Raw genomic sequence first — 17,330 nt, 5'->3', positions numbered from 1 at the left:
GCTACCGGTAGTGCCGGCAGCATACCGGGGCCGGGCGACCTTGAGTAGTCGCCCGGCCCCGGAGTGGATCGGAGCCCGTTCAAAGGCTCGCGAGCTAGAGCCAAACAAGGCAAAAATGGCTGAGGAAGCAGAGTTTACGAGTGGTAAATGAGCATTCCGAAGCCATTTTTAACGCAGTTTGGCCGACGCGCAGCAGACTTTGAACAGGCTCTTAGACCTGGCGCGCTTCGGCGATGGTCTGGTCCAGGGCGACGCCGGCACCGAACAGCCCCGGGTACTCGGCGGTCACCAGCCAGGCCGGGATGTCCTTGAGGTAGGCGCTGCTGGTCTTGCCCTTGTCGGCGAAGGCATGGGCGAAGGCCCCGCTCTGGAAACGCTCGACGAAGCGCGGCAGGATGCCGCCGGCGATGTAGACGCCACCCAGGGCGCCCAGGGTGAGGGCCGCGTTGCCGGCGACCCGCGCCAGCCAGATGAAGAACTGCTCCAGCACGGCGTCGGCATAGGGGTCACCCTTGAGCGCCAGCTCGCAGATGTCCGCCGCGCTGTGCAGGGCGGCGGTGCGGCCGTCCAGTTCGCAACTCGCGTGATAGAGGTTGACCAGGCCGCTGCCGGACACCACGCGCTCGGCGGAGACGTGGTTGCCGAACTGGCGCTTGAGGATCTTCCAGATATCGAATTCGCGCTGGGTGTTGATCGGCAGGTCGACGTGACCACCCTCGCTCGGCAACACGATCCAGCGATCCTTGCCACTGGGTACCAGGCTGGCGAGACCCAGGCCGGTGCCTGGCCCGATCACCAGGCGCGGACGGGTCGGCAAGGCGGTGCCGTCGCGCACCTGGACGGAGTCCGCCGGGTCCAGGCGGGCGATGGCCCAGGCCATGGACGTGAAGTCGTTGATCAGCAGCAGATGGGTCAGCCCCAGCTCGCGACAGAATTGCTCGCGCTTGATCACCCAGTGATTGTTGGTGAAGCGGAAATCACCCTCGCCCACCGGGCCCGCACAGGCGAGGCACACGGCGGTGATGTCATCCAGCGCCACGCCGCTCTGCGCCAGATACTTGCGCACGGCATCTTCCGGACAGGCGTAATCCGCACAGGCGAAGACCTCGATGGCCTCCAGGCGACCGTCGCGCCACAGGGCGAAGCGGGCATTGGTGCCCCCGATGTCGCCAACCAAAGCCAAACTCATTTCAGCGCCTCCAGACTGGAAGTGAATGCACTGGCACCCGATTCAGCGGTACTCATGGCGCCGCGCATGAAGGCGAACAACTCACGACCACAGCCTACCCCGGTGCCCTGGGGCGCTTCGACCGCCTGGCGAGCCATCCATTCGTCCGCCGGGACCAGAATCTTCAGCTCTCCGGTGCGTCCATCGACACGAATGAGATCGTCGTCACAGACCTTGGCCAGCGGCCCGCCATCAATGGCTTCCGGACAGAGGTGGATCGCCGCCGGGACCTTGCCCGAGGCACCGGACATGCGGCCGTCGGTGACCAGCGCCACCTTGAAACCGCGATCCTGCAGCACGCCGAGGTAGGGGGTGAGCTTGTGCAGCTCGGGCATGCCCAGGGCCTTGGGCCCCTGGAAACGTACCACCGCGACGAAGTCGCGCTCCAGCTCGCCGGCCTTGAAGGCGGCCGCCAGTTCGCTCTGGTCATGGAAGACCCGCGCCGGGGCTTCCACCACCTGATGGTTGGGCGCCACCGCCGACACCTTCATCACGCCACGCCCGAGATTGCCCTGCATGACGCGCAGGCCGCCCTCCTCGTTGAACGGCCGGCTGGCCGGACGCAGGATGTCCTCGTCCAGGCTTTCGGCCCGGCCGGTGCGCCACTCCAGCTTGCCGTCCACCAGGAAGGGTTCCTGCAGGTAGCGCGACAGGCCACGGCCCATGATGGTGTTGACGTCTTCGTGCAGCAGTCCGGCTTCGAGCAGGGTGTGCACCATGAAGTTGACGCCACCGGCGGCATGGAAGTGGTTCACGTCGGCCTTGCCGTTGGGATAGACCTGGGCCAGGGTCGGGGTGACCGCCGAGATCTCGGCCATGTCGTCCCAGGTCAGCTGGATACCGGCGGCCTGGGCGATGGCCGGGATGTGCAGGGTGTGGTTGGTCGAGCCACCGGTGGCGCTCAGGGCTACCACCGAGTTGACGATGGACTTCTCGTCGACGATCTCGCCCAGCGGCATGAAGTTGCCGCCCTGATGGGTGATGCGGGTCACCTGGCGCGCCGCCTCGCGGGTGAGTTCGTCACGCAGCGGGGTGTAGGGATTGACGAAGGAGGACCCCGGCAGGTGCAGGCCCATGACCTCCATCACCACCTGGTTGGTGTTGGCGGTGCCATAGAAGGTGCAGGTGCCAGGGCTGTGGTAGGACTTCATCTCCGACTCCAGCAACTCCTCGCGGGTCGCCTTGCCCTCGGCGAAGGCCTGGCGCACGCGCGCCTTCTCCTTGTTGGAGATGCCCGACGGCATCGGGCCGCCCGGGACGAAGATCATCGGCAGATGGCCGAAACGCAGCGCGCCGATCATCAGGCCGGGGATGATCTTGTCGCAGATGCCCAGCAGCAGCGCGGCGTCGAACATGTTGTGCGACAGGGCCACGGCGGTGGACATGGCGATGACTTCACGACTCGCCAGGCTGAGCTCCATGCCGGCCTCGCCCTGGGTCACGCCGTCGCACATGGCCGGCACGCCACCGGCGAACTGACCGACGGAGCCGATCTCGCGCAGGGCCTGTTTGATCAGCTCCGGGTAGTGCTCGTAGGGCTGATGAGCCGACAACATGTCGTTGTAGCTGGAAACGATGGCGACGTTGGCCTGGTCCATCAAACGGAGGCGCTGCTTATCCGTCGAGGATCCACACCCGGCGACGCCATGGGCAAAATTAGCGCATTGCAGCTTGCCGCGCTGCGGACCGTCGCTGGCGGCGGCCCGGATCATGGCGAGGTAACGCTCACGGGTCGGACGACTGCGTTCCACCAACCGCTGTGTGACTTCGAGGACGCGAGGATGCATGGTTTCGATTCTCCACCGGGCTAAATTTGTTGTTATTTCAAACATTCACAGCCAAATTGGCGCTATTATTCCGCTTAGCACGCGTCATGTGTAATGTTTTTTACAACAAAACCCAGCTATCGCGAGGTTTCTCTCAATGAGTATTCGTATTGCCATCAATGGTTTTGGACGCATCGGCCGCAACGTGCTGCGGGCGCTGTATACCGAGGGCTATCGCCAGGACCTGGAGGTCGTTGCGATCAACGACCTGGGCGACGCCGCCATCAATGCGCATCTCCTACAGTATGACAGCGTTCATGACCGCTTCCCTGCCGAGGTGTCCGTCGAGGGCGACAAGCTGGTGGTCAATGGTGACCGCATCGCCGTGACGGCCATCCGCAACCCGGCCGAGCTGCCGTGGAAGGACCTGAAGATCGACGTGGTGTTCGAATGCACCGGTCTCTTCACCAGCCGCGACAAGGCCGCCGCCCACCTGGAAGCCGGCGCCGCCAAGGTGATCATCTCGGCCCCGGGCAAGGACGTGGACGCCACCATCGTCTATGGCGTCAATGACAACATCCTGCGCCAGTCGCACCAGATCATCTCCAATGCCTCCTGCACCACCAACTGCCTGGCGCCGGTCGCCCAGGTGCTACAGCGCGAGCTGGGTATCGAGAACGGTCTGATGACCACCATCCATGCCTACACCAACGACCAGAACCTGTCGGACGTCTACCACTCCGACCCCTTCCGGGCGCGTTCGGCCACCCAGTCGATGATCCCGACCAAGACCGGTGCCGCCGAGGCGGTGGGTCTGGTTCTGCCGGAGCTGCAAGGCAAGTTTAGCGGCATGGCGGTGCGGGTGCCGACCATCAACGTGTCGCTGGTCGATTTGACCATCCTGACCGCCAAGGAAACCGACGCCAAGACCCTCAACGTCTTCATGAAGGCGGCGGCCGAAGCTTCGCCGGTCCTGGGCTACAACGACAAGCCGCTGGTCTCCATCGACTTCAACCACAACCGCCTGTCGTCGATCTTCGACGCCAACCACACCAAGGTGAGCGGCAAGCTGGTGAAGATCATGGCCTGGTACGACAACGAGTGGGGCTTCTCCAACCGTATGCTCGATACCTGCAAGGCGCTGGTCAACGCGCCGGCCTGAGGTCTGTAAGACCTGATGGAAAAAAGCGCCTTCGGGCGCTTTTTTCATTTTCAGTTGCGGCAAGGTCGGTCCACAGATGCGGTAGCTCCTACGGGGGAGTGCCGAAGATAGGAGCAACTGTCTTTATCGCGGCCATGGGCCGCTCCTACAGAAGATCCAGCTGCAGTAGGAGCGGTCGCTACGGCGCACCGCCATGGCCGCGATACGTATCAGATAACTGGAAAACCGTAGCGTGGAAAACGGCGTAGCCTTTTCCGCTTGGGCATACCCCGTAAGCCCTGCCCTCACCCCAACCCTCTCCCACAGGGAGAGGGGGTTATTCAAGCGAGGGGTGATCTTCCGCAGTCAGGGGAACACCGTAGCGTGGAAAACGGCGCCGCCTGTCCCGCTTGGGCATGCCCCGTAAGCCCTGCCCTCACCCCAGCCCTCTCCCACAGGGAGAGGGGGTTGATCGAGTGAGGGGTGATCTTCCGCAGCCAGGAGAGCACCGTAGCGTGGAAAACGGCGCAGCCTTTTCCGCTTGGGCATGCCCCGTAAGGCCTGCCCTCACCCCAGCCCTCTCCCACAGGGAGAGGGGGTTGATCGAGCGGGGGGTGATCTTCCGCAGTCAGGGGAGCACCGTAGCGCGGAAAACGACGCAGCCTTTTCCGCTTTGGCATGCCCCGTAAGCCCTGCCCTCACCCCAGCCCTCTCCCACAGGGAGAGGGGGTTGATCGAGCGAGAGATGATCTTCCGCAGCCAGGGGAGCACCGTAGCGTGGAAAACGGCGCAGCCTTTTCCGCTCGGGCATACCCTGTAAGTCCTGCCCTCACCCCAGCCCTCTCCCACGGGGAGAGGGGGTTGATCGAGCGAGGAATGATCTTCCGCAGCCAGGGGAGCACCGTAGCGTGGAAAACGGCGCAGCCTTTTCCGCTCGGGCATACCCTGTAAGTCCTGCCCTCACCCCAGCCCTCTCCCACAGGGAGAGGGGGTTGATCGAGTGAGGAGTGATCTTCCGGCTGGAAAGGGCGTTCAGCGGGTAGGTTGGGTTGAGCAGCGCGAAGCCCAACAGGCCTGACTCAACCCTCGTCTTCCTCGTCCGCCGCCTGGCGCAGGTCATCGAAATCGGTCTTGAGGCCGGTCTCCATGGCGTCCAGTTCGGTGAGCAGAGTACGGAAACTGGTGCGCTCGGGGATCACCAGGGTGTCCTCCTCGTCCTTCGGCTCCCCTACCCCCAGCGCCGCCAGGCTCAGCTCGGGGTCTTCCAGCACCGAGGCCGGCTCCGGCTCCAGCTGGCGCACCTCGGCCAGGGGCGGCAGCTGGTCGAGGCTGCGCAGGTCGAAGTAGTCGAGAAAGGTCCTGGTGGTGGCAAACATCGCCGGGCGGCCGGGCACGTCGCGATAGCCGACCACGCGGATCCAGTCGCGCTCCAGCAGCGTTTTGACGATCTGGCTGTTGACCGCCACCCCGCGCACCTCCTCGATCTCGCCACGGGTAATGGGCTGCCGATAGGCGATCAGCGCCAGGGTCTCCAGCATGGCGCGGGAATAGCGCGGCGGACGCTCCTCCCAAAGTCGCCCGACCCAGGGCGCGTACTTTTCGCGCACCTGCAGGCGATAGCCGGAGGCCACTTCCTTGAGTTCGAAGCCGCGCTTGCGGCAGGACCCGCCGAGCACCGCGAGACCCGCGCGCAGGTGCGCGGGCTCGGGGCGTTCGTACTCTTCGAAGAGTTCGGCCAGGCGTTCCAGGGTCAGGGGTCGGCCGGCGGCGAGCAGGATGGCTTCCAGCAGGGGCGCCAGTTGCTTGGGATCGGTGTAGTTCATGGGCGGCGATGATACGGCCGGGCGCGGGTCACGCCAAATCCAACCGGCCACCGGATGGCGAGATCCGTGGGGTATTTGACCTTGTCGCCAGACTGGCAGCCAGGGCATGCTCGGCAGATCGCTACGGAGAGCCATCCATGCCGCTGATCGCTGCCCTGCTCTACCCCAACGTCATGAGTCTGGACGTCACCGGCCCGCTGCAGGTATTCGCCTCGGCCAATCTGGAACGGGAACGCCAGGGCCTGCCCGCCTATTACCAGCTGCGCCTGCTGGGCGCCGCCGAGGGGCTGGTCAGGACGTCGGCCGGTATCGGTATCCAGGCCGAACAGAGCTGGTACGACCTCGACGTGGGCGAGGTGGATACCCTGTTGATTCCCGGCGGCATAGGCATCGAGACGCTACGCCAGGACGCCGGCTTGCAGGCCTGGCTGCGCGATCTGGAACCCCGGGTGCGACGACTCGGCTCGGTGTGTTCCGGTGCCCTGCTGCTGGCCAGCGCCGGGCTGTTGAACGGTCGCCGCGCCACCACCCACTGGGCCTATGTCGACGAACTCGCCACCTTTGCGGGCATTGAGGTTCAGGGCGATCGCCTGCATACCTACGACCCCCTGGGGCGTGATGGCGATCCTCATGTCTTTACCTCGGCCGGCGTCACCGCCGGCATCGACCTGGCCCTGGCGCTGGTGGAAGCCGATCTCGGACGTCCGCTGGCGCTGGCGGTGGCGCGCCGGCTGGTGATGTTCCTGCGCCGTCCCGGCGGGCAGGCGCAATTCAGCGCCTGTCTGGCGCCCGATCCGGGACGGACACCACGGCTGGCCGCCCTGCTCGACTGGATTCCCGGTCACCTGGGGGAAGACCTGGGCCTAGAGCGACTGGCCGAGCGGGCCCATATGGCGCCGCGCACCCTGTCGCGGCTGTTCAGCCGCGAGGTCGGCATGGGGCCGGGCCGCTATGTCGAGCAGGTCCGCCTGGAGACGGCGCGGGTGCTCTTGCAGGATGGCCAGGCTTCCATCGGTACGGTCTCGCGCCTGTGCGGCTTCGGCCATCCGGAAAATCTCCGGCGCACCTTTCACAAACACCTGGCGGTCAGCCCCCAGGACTATGCGGCGCGCTTTGGCGCCTGATCAAGGAGAGACAGCCATGCTGGAAATGCGGACCTCGTGTGAACACTGCGCCAAGGCCTTGCCGATGGGCAGCGAAGAGGCGGTGATCTGCTCCTATGAGTGCACCTTTTGCACGGAATGCGCCGCCGGGCCGCTGCAGGGGCAGTGTCCGAACTGTCGCGGGGAGCTGGTCAGGCGACCGCGGCGGGTACCCAAGGACGCAGTGGACTGAGTCGCCACCGGGCATATCGACAGGCGTAGCGGGGAAAACGGCGCAGCCTTTTCCACTGGGTGTCCGCAGCGAGGCGTCCCTCACCCCAGCCCTCTCCCAGGGGGAGAGGGGGCGATTCGTGCAGGCGTTCGTCTCTGGCGGAACCGGCAAGCTCCTGGTCAATCATCAGGCTACCATCCTGGGCGTACCGTCGTGCCCAGCGTCCGCAGCGAGGCGTGCCCACACCCCAGCCCTCTCCCAGGGGGAGAGGGGGCTATTCGTGCAGGCGTTCGGCGCCAGAGCGGCGGTCCACCCTTATCTCAGCAACCCCGCCTCCGCGCGGATCGGCTCCGGCGTAGGCTCGCCCAGCAGATCCAGCACGGCGATCTCCAGACCACGGCTGAGGGCGTCCAGCGGCAGGTGGTTGGGCTGGGTGCCGAAAGGGTCGGCGATCTGGTCGCCCAGGGCGTCCAGGCCGAAGAAGGTGTAGGCCAGCACCAGCACCGCCAGCGGCGTGAACCAGCCCAGGCTATCCACCAGGCAGAACGGCAGCAGAAAGCAATAGACGTGCACCACCCGGTGCAGCATCAGGATGTAGGGATAGGGAATGGGAGTCTGGCGAATGCGTTCGCAGCCGCTGAGCACCGCGGTCAGCCGGTCCAGCTGGTTGTCGACATTGGCGATCAGTGGATCACCGAGCCCTTCCTGTCGTGCCCGGGCAACCAGCAGGGTGCCCAGCCGGCGGATCAGCGCACTGGGTCGGTGAGGCGCGGCGAGCAGGCGCTCTTCCCCCGCCAGCACCCGTTGCAGATCGGCAGACGGCGCTTCACGGCGTAGGTGGTCACGCAAGGCATAACCGAAGGCCAGCAGCGGGGTCAGCAACTGGCGGCGCTCGGCCGCGTTCAGCCCGGGTAACAGGGTCTCGACCTGGCGCGCCAGGTTGCGTCCGGCGATCAGCAGCTCGCCCCACAGACCGCGCGCCTCCCAGAAGCGCTGGTAGGCCGTGGTGTTGCGAAAGCCGAGGAAGATCGCCAGGGTCAGGCCCCAGAGGGTCAGGGGCGTGGTGGTGAGGCCGAAGTCGAAGCTCAGGATGACGCCATGGCTCAGGGTCACCGCCAGGCTCAGCAGTATCACATAGAGCAGCTTGGGCCAGATCGCCTGGACGATGGAGCCGCGCACCGTGAACAGCAGTTCGCGCAGCGAGGGATTCTGGGGACGGGTGATCACTAAGGGTGCTCTCGCGTGAAGTTCTGGCTTCGACGCCGCCCGAGCGCGACAGTGCCTGGGACCCCTGGCGGGTCAGGGGCCGAACAGCACCCCGACCAGGGCCCCGCCGGCCAGCAGCCACAGCGGGTGCCAGCGGGTGAACAGCGAGCCCAGGGCGCCCACCGCCAGAATCAGCACCCACAGCGGCGCGGTGGCCACGCTGCTGCCCACCAGCCAGGCGCTGGCCGCCACCAGGCCGACGGTGACCGGCACCAGCCCGGCCTGCAGATGACGCCGCCAGGGGCGGTCGGCGAAGCGCTGCCAGAGGTGCAGCACGCCCAGGGTCAGCAGCGAGGACGGCACGAACTTGGCCAGGGAGGTCACCAGCAGCCCCGGCCAGCCGGCCACATGCCAGCCGATCAACGGCACGATCATCAGATTGGGACCGGGCGCAGCCTGGGCCAGAGCGAACAGCGCGGCGAAGTCGGCGGCGCTCATCCAGCCATGCACCGTCACCACCTGGCGCTGCATCTCCGGCAGCACCGAGTTGCCACCGCCGAAGGCCAGCAGCGACAGCTGGGTGAAGATCAGCGCCAGCGTCAGCAGGGTCGTACTCATAGGCCCTGCCGATAGCTGAGCAGCACGCTGATGGGGGTGAGCACCAGCATGGTCCAGAGCAGCGGCAGCTTGAGCAGCGCCAGGGCGAGAAAGGCCAGGCAGGCGATGCCCAGGGCCAGCCAGCGCCCGCGCAGGGGCTGGACGAGCTTGACCGCCATGGCCACCAGCAGCCCGGCCGCCGCCGCGGCGAGCCCGGCAAAGGCGCGACCCACCAGGGGATCGTCGTGGTAGCGGTCGTAGAGCACGCCCAGGCCGACCACCACCAGGGTCGGGCCCACCAGCAGTCCGGCGGCAGCGGCCAGAGCGCCGCTCCAGCCGGCGAATCTCATGCCCACCGCCACCGAGAGGTTGATGATGTTGCCGCCTGGCAGGAACTGGCAGAGACCGAGCAATTCGGTGAACTCCTCCACCGACAGCCAGCGCCGCTTCTCCACCAGGTAGCGCCGCGCCAGCGGCAGCACCCCGCCGAAGGCCGTGATGCCCAGGCCGAAGAAGCCGAGAAAGAGATCGCGGCGCCGCGGCCGGTTCGAGGTGGAGTCGTTATCCATGGGCAGGTGTTCGTCAGATCCAGAGCGACAACAATAGCTTACCTGCAAGGCCGGTGATGGAAACCAGCGTCTGCAGCACCGACCAGACCTCCAGGGTCTGCTTCAGCTTCAGGCCGAAGGACTCGCGCACCTTGGCCACCCGCGCCATGCCCCACGGCCGGCTGCGGCCCTTGCCCAGTCCCAGCAGGGTACTGCCGATGCGGTCGGCGGCGCCGGCTTCGGCCATCATCGCGCCGAGCCTGGAACCCGGCGCGATGATGATGCCGGCCTCGCCGAGGATGCCACCCGCACCCCTGCTGAACGCCTTGGCCACCGCCTCGGCGAGCCGCCCAGCGATGGAGGTACCGTCGAGGATGGACAGCAAGGGTGGCAGGCGGGTGACGCCAAGGAGCAGGACGCTGGCCAGGATGGCGGCCAGACAGCAGAAGATCGGCCGGGTGTCGTGGGTGACCCAGGCGAGCGCAGCAGCAGCCACGGAAGACGCCTTGTAACTTGTCGTTTCAGGATTTCCTCACCTGAAACGCCGTCCGAGGTACGACGCAAATCGAAATAAAGCCTGTCCCTTATTGCACTTAGCGTGCGAACCTCAGCCGTTTCCCACGATCCAAACTGCGGTCGGTCGTGACCGAATCCCCTTCCCTTTTGCTCGCAGGCGGTTGGCATGAACGAAACCTCTACTCTCTGGCAGCAGACCCTCGCCCAGTTCCGCGACGGTACTGGCTCCACCCTGCCGACGCCGGGCAGTGGCGCGGCGGCCACCGTGGCGGCCTGCCTGGGTGTCGCGCTGATCCTCAAGGGCCTGAAGCTCAGCCAGCAGCGCCAGCCGGTGACCCGCCATGCCGACCTGATCGCCGTGGGCGAGCGCCTGCAGGAGGCACTGAGCACCTGCGCCGATGCCGACGTCCAGGCATTCGCCAACTATCTGGAAGCCGATCGTCAGGCCAGCGGCGCCACCGCGGCGGGCGAACGCCGCCAGCAGGCGCTCAACCTGGCCGCGGCCAACGCCGTGCAGATCCCCATCGCCACCGCCCAGCTGTGCCTGGAAGCCCTGGATCTCGCCGTCATCGCCACGCCGCTCACCGTCGAACCGCTGCGCAGCGATACCCTGGCCGGCGGCCGCTTGGTGCATGGCGCCCTGGGCGCGGTGCTCACCACCGTGGACGCCGACCGCAACGGCCTTAAATCCGGCGATGCCCGCGAGGCTACCCGGCAGATGCGCGACAAGCTCAGGCAACAGGCCGACCAGCGTCTCGCCCAGCTGAGCGCCACCCCCGTCCCGCCGGCCATGGGCTGAAGGCCGGTGCTGGCCCGCCTGGGCTGGGTCCTGCGCGGATTCCAGCGACGCCTGTGGTTTCGCGCCACGCTGTTCTCGGTTGCCGGGGTGGCGACGGCCCTCCTCGCCCTGCTCCTGCGTGACCATATCCCGGCGACACTGCCGGCGAAGGTCGGCGCCGATGCCGTCGACAAGATCCTCACCATCATCGCCAGCAGCATGCTGGCGGTGACCACCTTTTCGCTGAGCACCATGGTGACGGCCTACAACGCCGCCGCCAGCAGCGTGACGCCCCGTGCCTATCCGCTGCTGCTGGAGGACAGCACCACCCAGAACGCTCTGGCCACCTTTCTCGGCTCCTTCCTGTTCAGCCTGGTCGGCATCATCGCCCTGAGCACCGGCCTCTACGGCGACAACGGCCGGGTGGTGCTCTTTGCCGTGACCCTCGTGGTGATCCTGCTGATCGTCTTCACCCTGCTGCGCTGGATCGACCATCTGTCACGACTGGGCCAACTGGATGCCACCAGCGACAGCATCGAAGACGCCGCCCGGCACAGTCTGCAACGCTGGCTGAGCGTCCCGTACCTGGGCGGGGTGGCGGCGCCCGTCGATGAGCCCGCCAGTGGCCGCCCGGTCATGGCCGACCGCACCGGTTATCTGCAACGGGTGGACATGCCGCTGCTGGCGGACCTCTGCGGCGACCAGGGTCGCCTGCGCCTGGCCGCGCTGCCCGGCGCCTTCCTCGATCCGGCGCAGCCGCTGCTCTGGGTCGAGGGCCTGCCTGCGGAAAAGGACGAGCGCCTGCGCGCCGCCTTCACCCTGGATGCCCGTCGGGTACACGACCAGGATCCGCGCTTTGGCCTGACGGTACTGGGCGAGATCGCCACCGGGGCGCTGGTGCCCTCCCGCAGCGACTCGGGTACCGCCATCGCCATCCTCGGTCGCGCGCAACGGTTGCTGACCGCCCTTACCGAAAGACGCGAGCCGGTCGAGCCCCGCTATCCACGGATCGAGGTGCCGGACCTGTCGCTGGACGATCTGTTCGACGACTTCTTCCTGCCGGTGGGGCGCGATGCGGCGCCGCTGGTGGAAGTGGGCATGCGCCTGCAGAAAGCCCTGGCGCGCCTGGCGGTCCAGGGTGATGCGCGGATCAGGCGCGAGTGCCTGCGGCATTCACGCCTGGCATTGGCCCGGGCCGAGGCCACCCTCGGCCAGGCCGACGACCGCGTCGTCCTCCAGCAACTGGCCGCGGACGTCGAACGCCTCTGCACGGTGCGCTAGCAGTGCGGCGCTAGCGCGACCAGGCCGGATCGGTGGTGAAGGCGATGGTCAGCCAGCGGTCCGGACCCTCGCCGCCGATGGCCTCGCCGATCTGGTCACGGATGGCGTCCCATTCGTCCAGGGTCTTGGCCGGCCACCCCAGGGGCACGATGAAGTACAGCTCGATCTGCCGCGCCCGCCCGACCTTGGCCACATAGGCGCGATAGTCGAGAAAGCCGAAGCGCGTGACCATGCCCTGGGCGACTTCATCGACCTGCTGCTTGAGTGCCGGCGGGGTCACCATGAGGATCTCGCTGAAGGCCTGCCAGACCAGCTTCAGCGGTATCGGAATGATCAGTACGCAGATGATCGACAGCACCAGGGGATCGATGTAGGGCGTGATCCTGGCATAGGCCGTCCCCTGGGCCAGGGCGCCGACCAGGAAGGCCACCACCAGGGCGGCCGAGATGCTGCCCGACATGATCCAGCTCTTGATGTCGAGCCTGAGGAAGTCCGACTGGATGTCGCGGTTCAGCCGGTGCACGAGGGCGGCGAAACCGAAGCAGCTCAGGGCCGCGACCAGCGCATAGAGCAGCGCCATGCCGAACGCCAGGGCCTTGCCGCCACTCATCAGGCTGATGATCGAGTTGACCAGCGCATAACAGGCCACGATGCACAGCACGCTGCCGTTGAGGGCAAGGACCATGGGTTCGAGGTGCCAGAAACCCATGTTGAAGCGCTCGGCCAGCCGCCGATCGCCCTCCGGTTCCTGCGCATGTCGGTGGATCAGCATGGCCACCAGCAGCGCCACACCGCTCATGAAGGCGTCGGTCAGTGAATAGAAGCCGTCGAAGACGATGGCATAGGAGCCGGACAGCACCCCGAAGGCGATACCCACGACCGCCAGCAGCACCGTGACGGCAATGGAAAAGCGCAGCACCGTGCGCTCGTTGCTCAGGCGTTTCAACATGCTCGACTCCGGTTGCCGATCGCCGCCAGGCATGGCGAAGAGGTTCAATTCAGGCCAAGGATAGAGGTCGCCGGGCCAACCTGCATGGGCGGTCCGGCAAGGCCTCCATGCGCGGGCGCAATCAGAAGCCGGCAGGCTTCGGGTGTACACTGCATCGGTGCTTTTTTTCTCCCGGGAGCTCTGGCAGCCGCCGCTCCCGGACCGCGGAATCCTCAACGGCGACCCACCATGATCGAAGTTACCGAACGCTCCATCGCCGAGTTGCGTCGCGCACTCGAAACCGGCCAGACCACTGCGGTGCAACTGGTCGAGGCCTACCTGGCCCGGATCGACGCCTACGACCCGCCCGCCAGCGCCACGGCGCTCAACGCCGTGGTGGTGCGCAACCCCGAGGCCCTGGCCGAAGCCGCCGCGTCCGACCGTCGCCGCGCCCGCGGCGAGACCCTGGGACCGCTGGACGGCATCCCCTACACCGCCAAGGACAGCTACCTGGTCAAGGGCCTGACCGCCGCCTCCGGCAGTCAGGCCTTCAAGGACCTGGTCGCCCAGCGCGACGCCTTCACCGTCGAACGGCTGCGCGCCGCCGGCGCCATCTGCCTAGGCAAGACCAACATGCCGCCCATGGCCAACGGCGGCATGCAGCGCGGCGTCTATGGCCGCGCGGAAAGTCCCTACAACGCCGGCTACCTGACCGCGCCCTTCGCCTCTGGCTCCTCCAATGGCGCCGGCACCGCCACCGCGGCCAGCTTCGCCGCCTTCGGCCTGGCCGAGGAAACCTGGTCCAGCGGGCGCGGCCCCGCGTCCAACAATGGCCTGTGCGCCTACACCCCCTCGCGCGGGGTCATCTCGGTACGCGGCAACTGGCCGCTGACACCGACCATGGACGTGGTGGTGCCCTATGCCCGCACCATGGCCGATCTGCTGGAGGTGCTCGACGTGGTGGTGGCGGACGATCCCGACACCTCCGGCGACCTCTGGCGCCTGCAACCCTGGGTACCGCTGCCGCCGGCCTCGGCGGTACGCCCGGCGTCCTATCCCGCCCTGGCCGCCGGCCCCAATGCCCTGGCCGGCAAGCGCCTGGGCGTGCCGCGCATGTTCATCAACCAGGATCCGGACGCCGGCACCAGCGAGCATCCCGGCATCGGCGGCCCCACCGGTCAGCGCATCCAGACCCGTGACTCGGTGATCGCCCTTTGGGAACAGGCCCGCGCGGCGCTGGAAGCCGCCGGCGCCAGCGTGATCGAGGTGGACTTCCCGCTGGTCTCCAATTGCGAAGGCGACCGCCCCGGCGCGCCCACGGTGTTCAACCGCGGGATCGTCTCCAGCGAGTTTCTCCATGACGAACTCTGGGATCTGTCCGCCTGGGGCTTCGACACCTTCCTGCGCGACAACAACGATCCCAGGCTCAATCGCCTGGTGGACGTCGAAGGCGAGCTGATCTTTCCCCACGAGCCCGGCACCCTGCCCAATCGGGAAGGCGACCTGGCCGCCGGCATGGCCGAATACGTGCGCATGGCCGAACGGGGGCTCAAGACCCTGGAGCAGATCACCAGCCTCCCCGACGGCCTGCGCGGCCTGGAACGGACGCGCAAGCTGGACCTGGAAGACTGGCTGCAGGCCCAGGGCCTGGACGCCGTGCTCTTTCCCACCGTGGCCGACGTGGCGCCGGCCGATGCCGAGATCAATCCTGCCTCGGCCGACATTGCCTGGAGCAATGGCGTCTGGGTCGCCAACGGCAACCTCGCCATCCGCCATTTGGGCGTACCGACCGTCACCGTGCCGATGGGCGTGATGGCCGACATCGGCATGCCGGTGGGCCTGACCTTCGCCGGTCGCGCCTATGACGACACCAACCTGCTCCGCCTGGCCGCCGCCTATGAGGCGACCGGCTCAAGGCGTCAAATACCACCGCGGACGCCACCGCTGGTGGGCTGAACGGAGATGGCGTGGACGCTGACCGCCCGGCTTCATCCGGCGGCCGGAACCGGCTCGTGACCTCTGGCGTCAAGGCTCGCTAACCGGAGTGTCCAGTCACGCGCCGGTTATGCGAAGGCCGCCAGCGGCCTAAGGTGGATTCCAGGCGGGTGCCTCTGCTGGCGCCGCCGTCCACCTCATCCTGTCCGCTGCGAGCGTACCGCCATGAATCCAGCCAAGCGTCTTACCGGCAGCGTGCTGCTGTCGCTCACCGTCCTGAGTGGTCCCTGGAGCGGTGTCGCAGCCGTCGAAGCCACCCCTGAACGCAACCAGCGCCTGGTCGAGCGGGCCTTCGCGAACTGGAGCGCGGGACGTGGCAGTCTCTTCGACGACCTGCTCTCACCCACGGTGGTCTGGACCATCCAGGGCAGCGGGCCGGCGGCGGGCACCTACCACGGCCGCGAGGACTTTCTGACGCGCGCCGTACGCCCCTTCGCGCAGCGCCTGGCCACGCCCATCGTGCCTCGGGTCCAGGGCATCTGGGCGAGCGAAGACCAGGTCGTGGTGCGCTGGAGGGGTACGGCCACGGCGCGTGATGGCGCGCCCTATCGCAACGAATACGTCTGGATCTTCAAGATGGCAGGGGAACGGGCGACCCAGGTCGAGGCCTTTCTCGATCTCGCCCCCTATCAGGACGTCATCGACCGCATCGCGCTGGCAGACCTCTCGCCCGCCACACCCACCGGTGAACGACAGGCCCCCTGACGACACGCCCGTGCGATCAAGACCGCTGGCCGTCCCACAGCGTCATCGCCATTGCGATGGCGCCCTCGATGACCGGCAACGCCACGCCATCCCGCGCCATGGGTGAAATGCCCAGCAGAAAGCCTTCGAACAGCGTCGCCAGGGCATGAGCGTCGGTGCCTTGCGCAAGGTCGCCGCGGGCGATACCGCGCCCGACGCAGGCCAGCAGCCCCGCGCGGATGCGGGCGCGGGCCTCGCGCAGGGGCAGCGGCAGGTTGGAGTCTTCATCCGCATAGGAGCCCAGGGTGCCGAGCGCCACCAGGCAACCCTTGGGCAGGCGCTCATCGCACTGCATCCGCGCCGAGCGCGACAGGGCCGAGGCGATCGCCTCCCGGGGTGCCAGCGTCTCGTCGAACAGCGGATCGTTCACCCGGCCATGGGTTTCCATGTAGCGGGCGACCACCTCCTTGAACAGCGCCTCCTTCGAACCGAAGGCCGCATAGAAGCTGGGCGCGGTGATACCGCCGCCGATTGCCGCCTTGAGCCGACTCAGGGAGGTCGCCTCATAGCCATAGCGCCAGAACAGCAGCAGCGCTTCATCGATTGCCTGGGTCCGGTCGAAGGACCGCGGACGCCCTAGCTGAGCCACAGCCATACTCCTCGTCAGATTCGATTTCTATACTAGACGATACAGAATTCATTGACCAGCCAGAGCACCTCCTGCTTAGATATATACCGATCGATACATATCTAAGGAGCCTACCCGTGACCGCGACCCCCGATCCTGAACGCCTGCCAGTCGCCGCGCTGCTGGCGCTGGCCATGACCGGCTTCATCTGCATCATGACCGAGACCCTGCCCGCCGGCCTGCTCCCCGAGATCGCCCAGGGGCTCCAGGTTTCCCCTGCCCTGGCCGGGCAGACGGTGACCGCCTATGCCGCCGGCTCGCTGACCGCCGCCATCCCCCTCACCCTGGCAACGGCGCGCTGGCGCCGCCGCCGGGTGCTGCTGGCGACCATCCTCGGCTTTCTGCTGTTCAACACCCTCACCGCGCTCTCCTCCAGCTATGCGCTGACCCTGGTCGCCCGCTTCGCCGCCGGAGCCGCGGCCGGCCTGGCCTGGAGTCTGCTGGCCGGCTATGCCCGGCGTCTGGTAGTGCCGCGCCTGCAAGGCCGGGCGATGGCCATCGCCATGATCGGCACGCCGGTCGCCCTGTCGCTGGGCGTGCCCCTGGGGACCTGGCTCGGTGGTCTGCTGGGCTGGCGGCTGGCCTTCGCCTGCATGTCCGCCCTCACCCTCGGCCTGATCGTCTGGGTCCTGGCCAAGGTGCCCGACTATCCGGGGCAGACCGAAGGCCAGCGCCTGCCACTGCGCCAGGTGTTCGCCACGCCCGGCATTCGCGCCATCCTCGGCGTGGTCTTTACCTGGATGCTGGCCCACAACCTGCTCTACACCTATATCGCGCCCTTCGTCGCCCTGGCCGGCCTGGGCGATCAGGTCGACCGGGTGCTGCTGACCTTCGGGG

16 protein-coding genes and 1 pseudogene are annotated in these 17,330 nt (G+C 67.1%); 8 read left to right on the top strand and 9 right to left on the bottom strand.

Annotated elements, in window-relative coordinates:
• Window positions 1-211: 211 nt before the first annotated feature.
• The gene (locus tag QMX82_RS23580; RefSeq protein ID WP_280306661.1) at window positions 212-1,189 is read right to left on the bottom strand and encodes a glucokinase; all 978 of its coding nucleotides are present in this window, start codon (window positions 1,187-1,189) and stop codon (window positions 212-214) included.
• Window positions 1,186-3,015, bottom strand: coding sequence for a phosphogluconate dehydratase (gene edd / locus QMX82_RS23575; RefSeq protein ID WP_158895346.1), 1,830 nt, complete (start codon window positions 3,013-3,015; stop codon window positions 1,186-1,188). Before edd ends, QMX82_RS23580 begins: the two co-directional genes overlap by 4 nt.
• 136 nt (window positions 3,016-3,151) lie before the next feature.
• On the opposite strand from edd, the gene gap reads away from it, so the two are divergent.
• The gene (gap, locus tag QMX82_RS23570) at window positions 3,152-4,156 is read left to right on the top strand and encodes a type I glyceraldehyde-3-phosphate dehydrogenase (RefSeq protein WP_282288084.1); all 1,005 of its coding nucleotides are present in this window, start codon (window positions 3,152-3,154) and stop codon (window positions 4,154-4,156) included.
• A 1,058-nt stretch (window positions 4,157-5,214) separates the two neighbouring features.
• Here gap and scpB read toward each other — a convergent pair.
• Window positions 5,215-5,958, bottom strand: a complete 744-nt coding sequence (gene scpB / locus QMX82_RS23565; RefSeq protein ID WP_282288082.1) for an SMC-Scp complex subunit ScpB — start codon at window positions 5,956-5,958, stop codon at window positions 5,215-5,217.
• Between the two features lie 137 nt (window positions 5,959-6,095).
• On the opposite strand from scpB, the gene QMX82_RS23560 reads away from it, so the two are divergent.
• A complete protein-coding gene (locus QMX82_RS23560; RefSeq protein WP_208691505.1) occupies window positions 6,096-7,082 on the top strand; it encodes a GlxA family transcriptional regulator in 987 nt (328 codons plus the stop codon).
• Between the two features lie 16 nt (window positions 7,083-7,098).
• Entirely contained in the window at window positions 7,099-7,293 is a 195-nt protein-coding gene (locus QMX82_RS23555) for a DUF1272 domain-containing protein (protein WP_208691506.1), read from the top strand.
• A gap of 294 nt (window positions 7,294-7,587) precedes the next feature.
• On the opposite strand, the gene QMX82_RS23550 is transcribed toward QMX82_RS23555, so the two are convergent.
• The 4 genes and pseudogenes from QMX82_RS23550 to QMX82_RS23535 form a co-directional block, all read right to left on the bottom strand.
• Window positions 7,588-8,499 carry a bestrophin family protein gene (locus QMX82_RS23550; protein WP_282288078.1) on the bottom strand — a complete coding sequence of 304 codons (912 nt, stop codon included), beginning with the start codon at window positions 8,497-8,499 and terminating at the stop codon, window positions 7,588-7,590.
• 72 nt (window positions 8,500-8,571) lie between these two features.
• Complete coding sequence (locus tag QMX82_RS23545; RefSeq protein WP_282288076.1) at window positions 8,572-9,096, bottom strand: chromate transporter; 525 nt, start codon at window positions 9,094-9,096, stop codon at window positions 8,572-8,574.
• Window positions 9,093-9,644, bottom strand: coding sequence for a chromate transporter (locus tag QMX82_RS23540; protein ID WP_282288074.1), 552 nt, complete (start codon window positions 9,642-9,644; stop codon window positions 9,093-9,095). Before QMX82_RS23540 ends, QMX82_RS23545 begins: the two co-directional genes overlap by 4 nt.
• 127 nt (window positions 9,645-9,771) lie before the next feature.
• Window positions 9,772-10,119 (bottom strand): annotated as a pseudogene (locus QMX82_RS23535) (GntT/GntP/DsdX family permease); the annotation flags it as partial.
• A 186-nt stretch (window positions 10,120-10,305) separates the two neighbouring features.
• Here QMX82_RS23535 and QMX82_RS23530 point away from each other — a divergent pair.
• Window positions 10,306-10,938: a cyclodeaminase/cyclohydrolase family protein gene (locus tag QMX82_RS23530; protein WP_158895331.1), complete on the top strand. Its 633-nt coding sequence runs from the start codon at window positions 10,306-10,308 to the stop codon at window positions 10,936-10,938.
• A 6-nt stretch (window positions 10,939-10,944) separates the two neighbouring features.
• Window positions 10,945-12,198, top strand: a complete 1,254-nt coding sequence (locus tag QMX82_RS23525) for a DUF2254 domain-containing protein (protein ID WP_282288067.1) — start codon at window positions 10,945-10,947, stop codon at window positions 12,196-12,198.
• Window positions 12,199-12,208: 10 nt separating this feature from the next.
• Here the strand turns inward: QMX82_RS23525 and QMX82_RS23520 are convergent, their stop codons facing one another.
• A complete protein-coding gene (locus tag QMX82_RS23520; protein ID WP_282288065.1) occupies window positions 12,209-13,147 on the bottom strand; it encodes a cation diffusion facilitator family transporter in 939 nt (312 codons plus the stop codon).
• A gap of 228 nt (window positions 13,148-13,375) precedes the next feature.
• Between QMX82_RS23520 and QMX82_RS23515 the strand changes: the two genes are divergently transcribed.
• Both QMX82_RS23515 and QMX82_RS23510 read left to right on the top strand, forming a co-directional pair.
• On the top strand, window positions 13,376-15,082 hold the full coding sequence (locus QMX82_RS23515; protein ID WP_282288063.1) for an amidase: 1,707 nt from the start codon (window positions 13,376-13,378) through the stop codon (window positions 15,080-15,082).
• A 204-nt stretch (window positions 15,083-15,286) separates the two neighbouring features.
• Window positions 15,287-15,826, top strand: a complete 540-nt coding sequence (locus QMX82_RS23510; protein WP_282288061.1) for a nuclear transport factor 2 family protein — start codon at window positions 15,287-15,289, stop codon at window positions 15,824-15,826.
• A 16-nt stretch (window positions 15,827-15,842) separates the two neighbouring features.
• On the opposite strand, the gene QMX82_RS23505 is transcribed toward QMX82_RS23510, so the two are convergent.
• Window positions 15,843-16,454 (bottom strand): TetR/AcrR family transcriptional regulator, encoded by a 612-nt coding sequence (locus QMX82_RS23505; protein ID WP_208691513.1) that lies wholly within the window; start codon window positions 16,452-16,454, stop codon window positions 15,843-15,845.
• Window positions 16,455-16,627: 173 nt separating this feature from the next.
• On the opposite strand from QMX82_RS23505, the gene QMX82_RS23500 reads away from it, so the two are divergent.
• On the top strand, window positions 16,628-17,330 hold a 703-nt coding region (locus tag QMX82_RS23500; RefSeq protein WP_282288093.1), incomplete at its 3' end, for an MFS transporter.

Origin of the sequence: Pseudomonas sp. PS02302, assembly GCF_029959585.1 — a bacterium.
Taxonomy (GTDB): Bacteria; Pseudomonadota; Gammaproteobacteria; order Pseudomonadales; family Pseudomonadaceae; genus Chryseomonas; species Chryseomonas aestiva.
The sequence above is the reverse complement of the archived record's forward strand: the minus strand, read 5'-3'. Positions and strand labels throughout refer to the sequence as shown.

Excerpts from the sequence above, each read along its gene's own strand:
- QMX82_RS23555 (WP_208691506.1), top strand. The coding sequence starts at position 7,099 with ATGCTGGAAATGCGGACCTCGTGTGAACACTGCGCCAAGGCCTTGCCG.
- QMX82_RS23530 (WP_158895331.1), top strand. The coding sequence starts at position 10,306 with ATGAACGAAACCTCTACTCTCTGGCAGCAGACCCTCGCCCAGTTCCGC.
- QMX82_RS23520 (WP_282288065.1), bottom strand. The coding sequence starts at position 13,147 with ATGTTGAAACGCCTGAGCAACGAGCGCACGGTGCTGCGCTTTTCCATT.
- QMX82_RS23580 (WP_280306661.1), bottom strand. The coding sequence starts at position 1,189 with ATGAGTTTGGCTTTGGTTGGCGACATCGGGGGCACCAATGCCCGCTTC.
- QMX82_RS23515 (WP_282288063.1), top strand. The coding sequence starts at position 13,376 with ATGATCGAAGTTACCGAACGCTCCATCGCCGAGTTGCGTCGCGCACTC.
- QMX82_RS23560 (WP_208691505.1), top strand. The coding sequence starts at position 6,096 with ATGCCGCTGATCGCTGCCCTGCTCTACCCCAACGTCATGAGTCTGGAC.
- QMX82_RS23540 (WP_282288074.1), bottom strand. The coding sequence starts at position 9,644 with ATGGATAACGACTCCACCTCGAACCGGCCGCGGCGCCGCGATCTCTTT.
- QMX82_RS23510 (WP_282288061.1), top strand. The coding sequence starts at position 15,287 with ATGAATCCAGCCAAGCGTCTTACCGGCAGCGTGCTGCTGTCGCTCACC.
- edd (WP_158895346.1), bottom strand. The coding sequence starts at position 3,015 with ATGCATCCTCGCGTCCTCGAAGTCACACAGCGGTTGGTGGAACGCAGT.
- scpB (WP_282288082.1), bottom strand. The coding sequence starts at position 5,958 with ATGAACTACACCGATCCCAAGCAACTGGCGCCCCTGCTGGAAGCCATC.
- QMX82_RS23545 (WP_282288076.1), bottom strand. The coding sequence starts at position 9,096 with ATGAGTACGACCCTGCTGACGCTGGCGCTGATCTTCACCCAGCTGTCG.
- gap (WP_282288084.1), top strand. The coding sequence starts at position 3,152 with ATGAGTATTCGTATTGCCATCAATGGTTTTGGACGCATCGGCCGCAAC.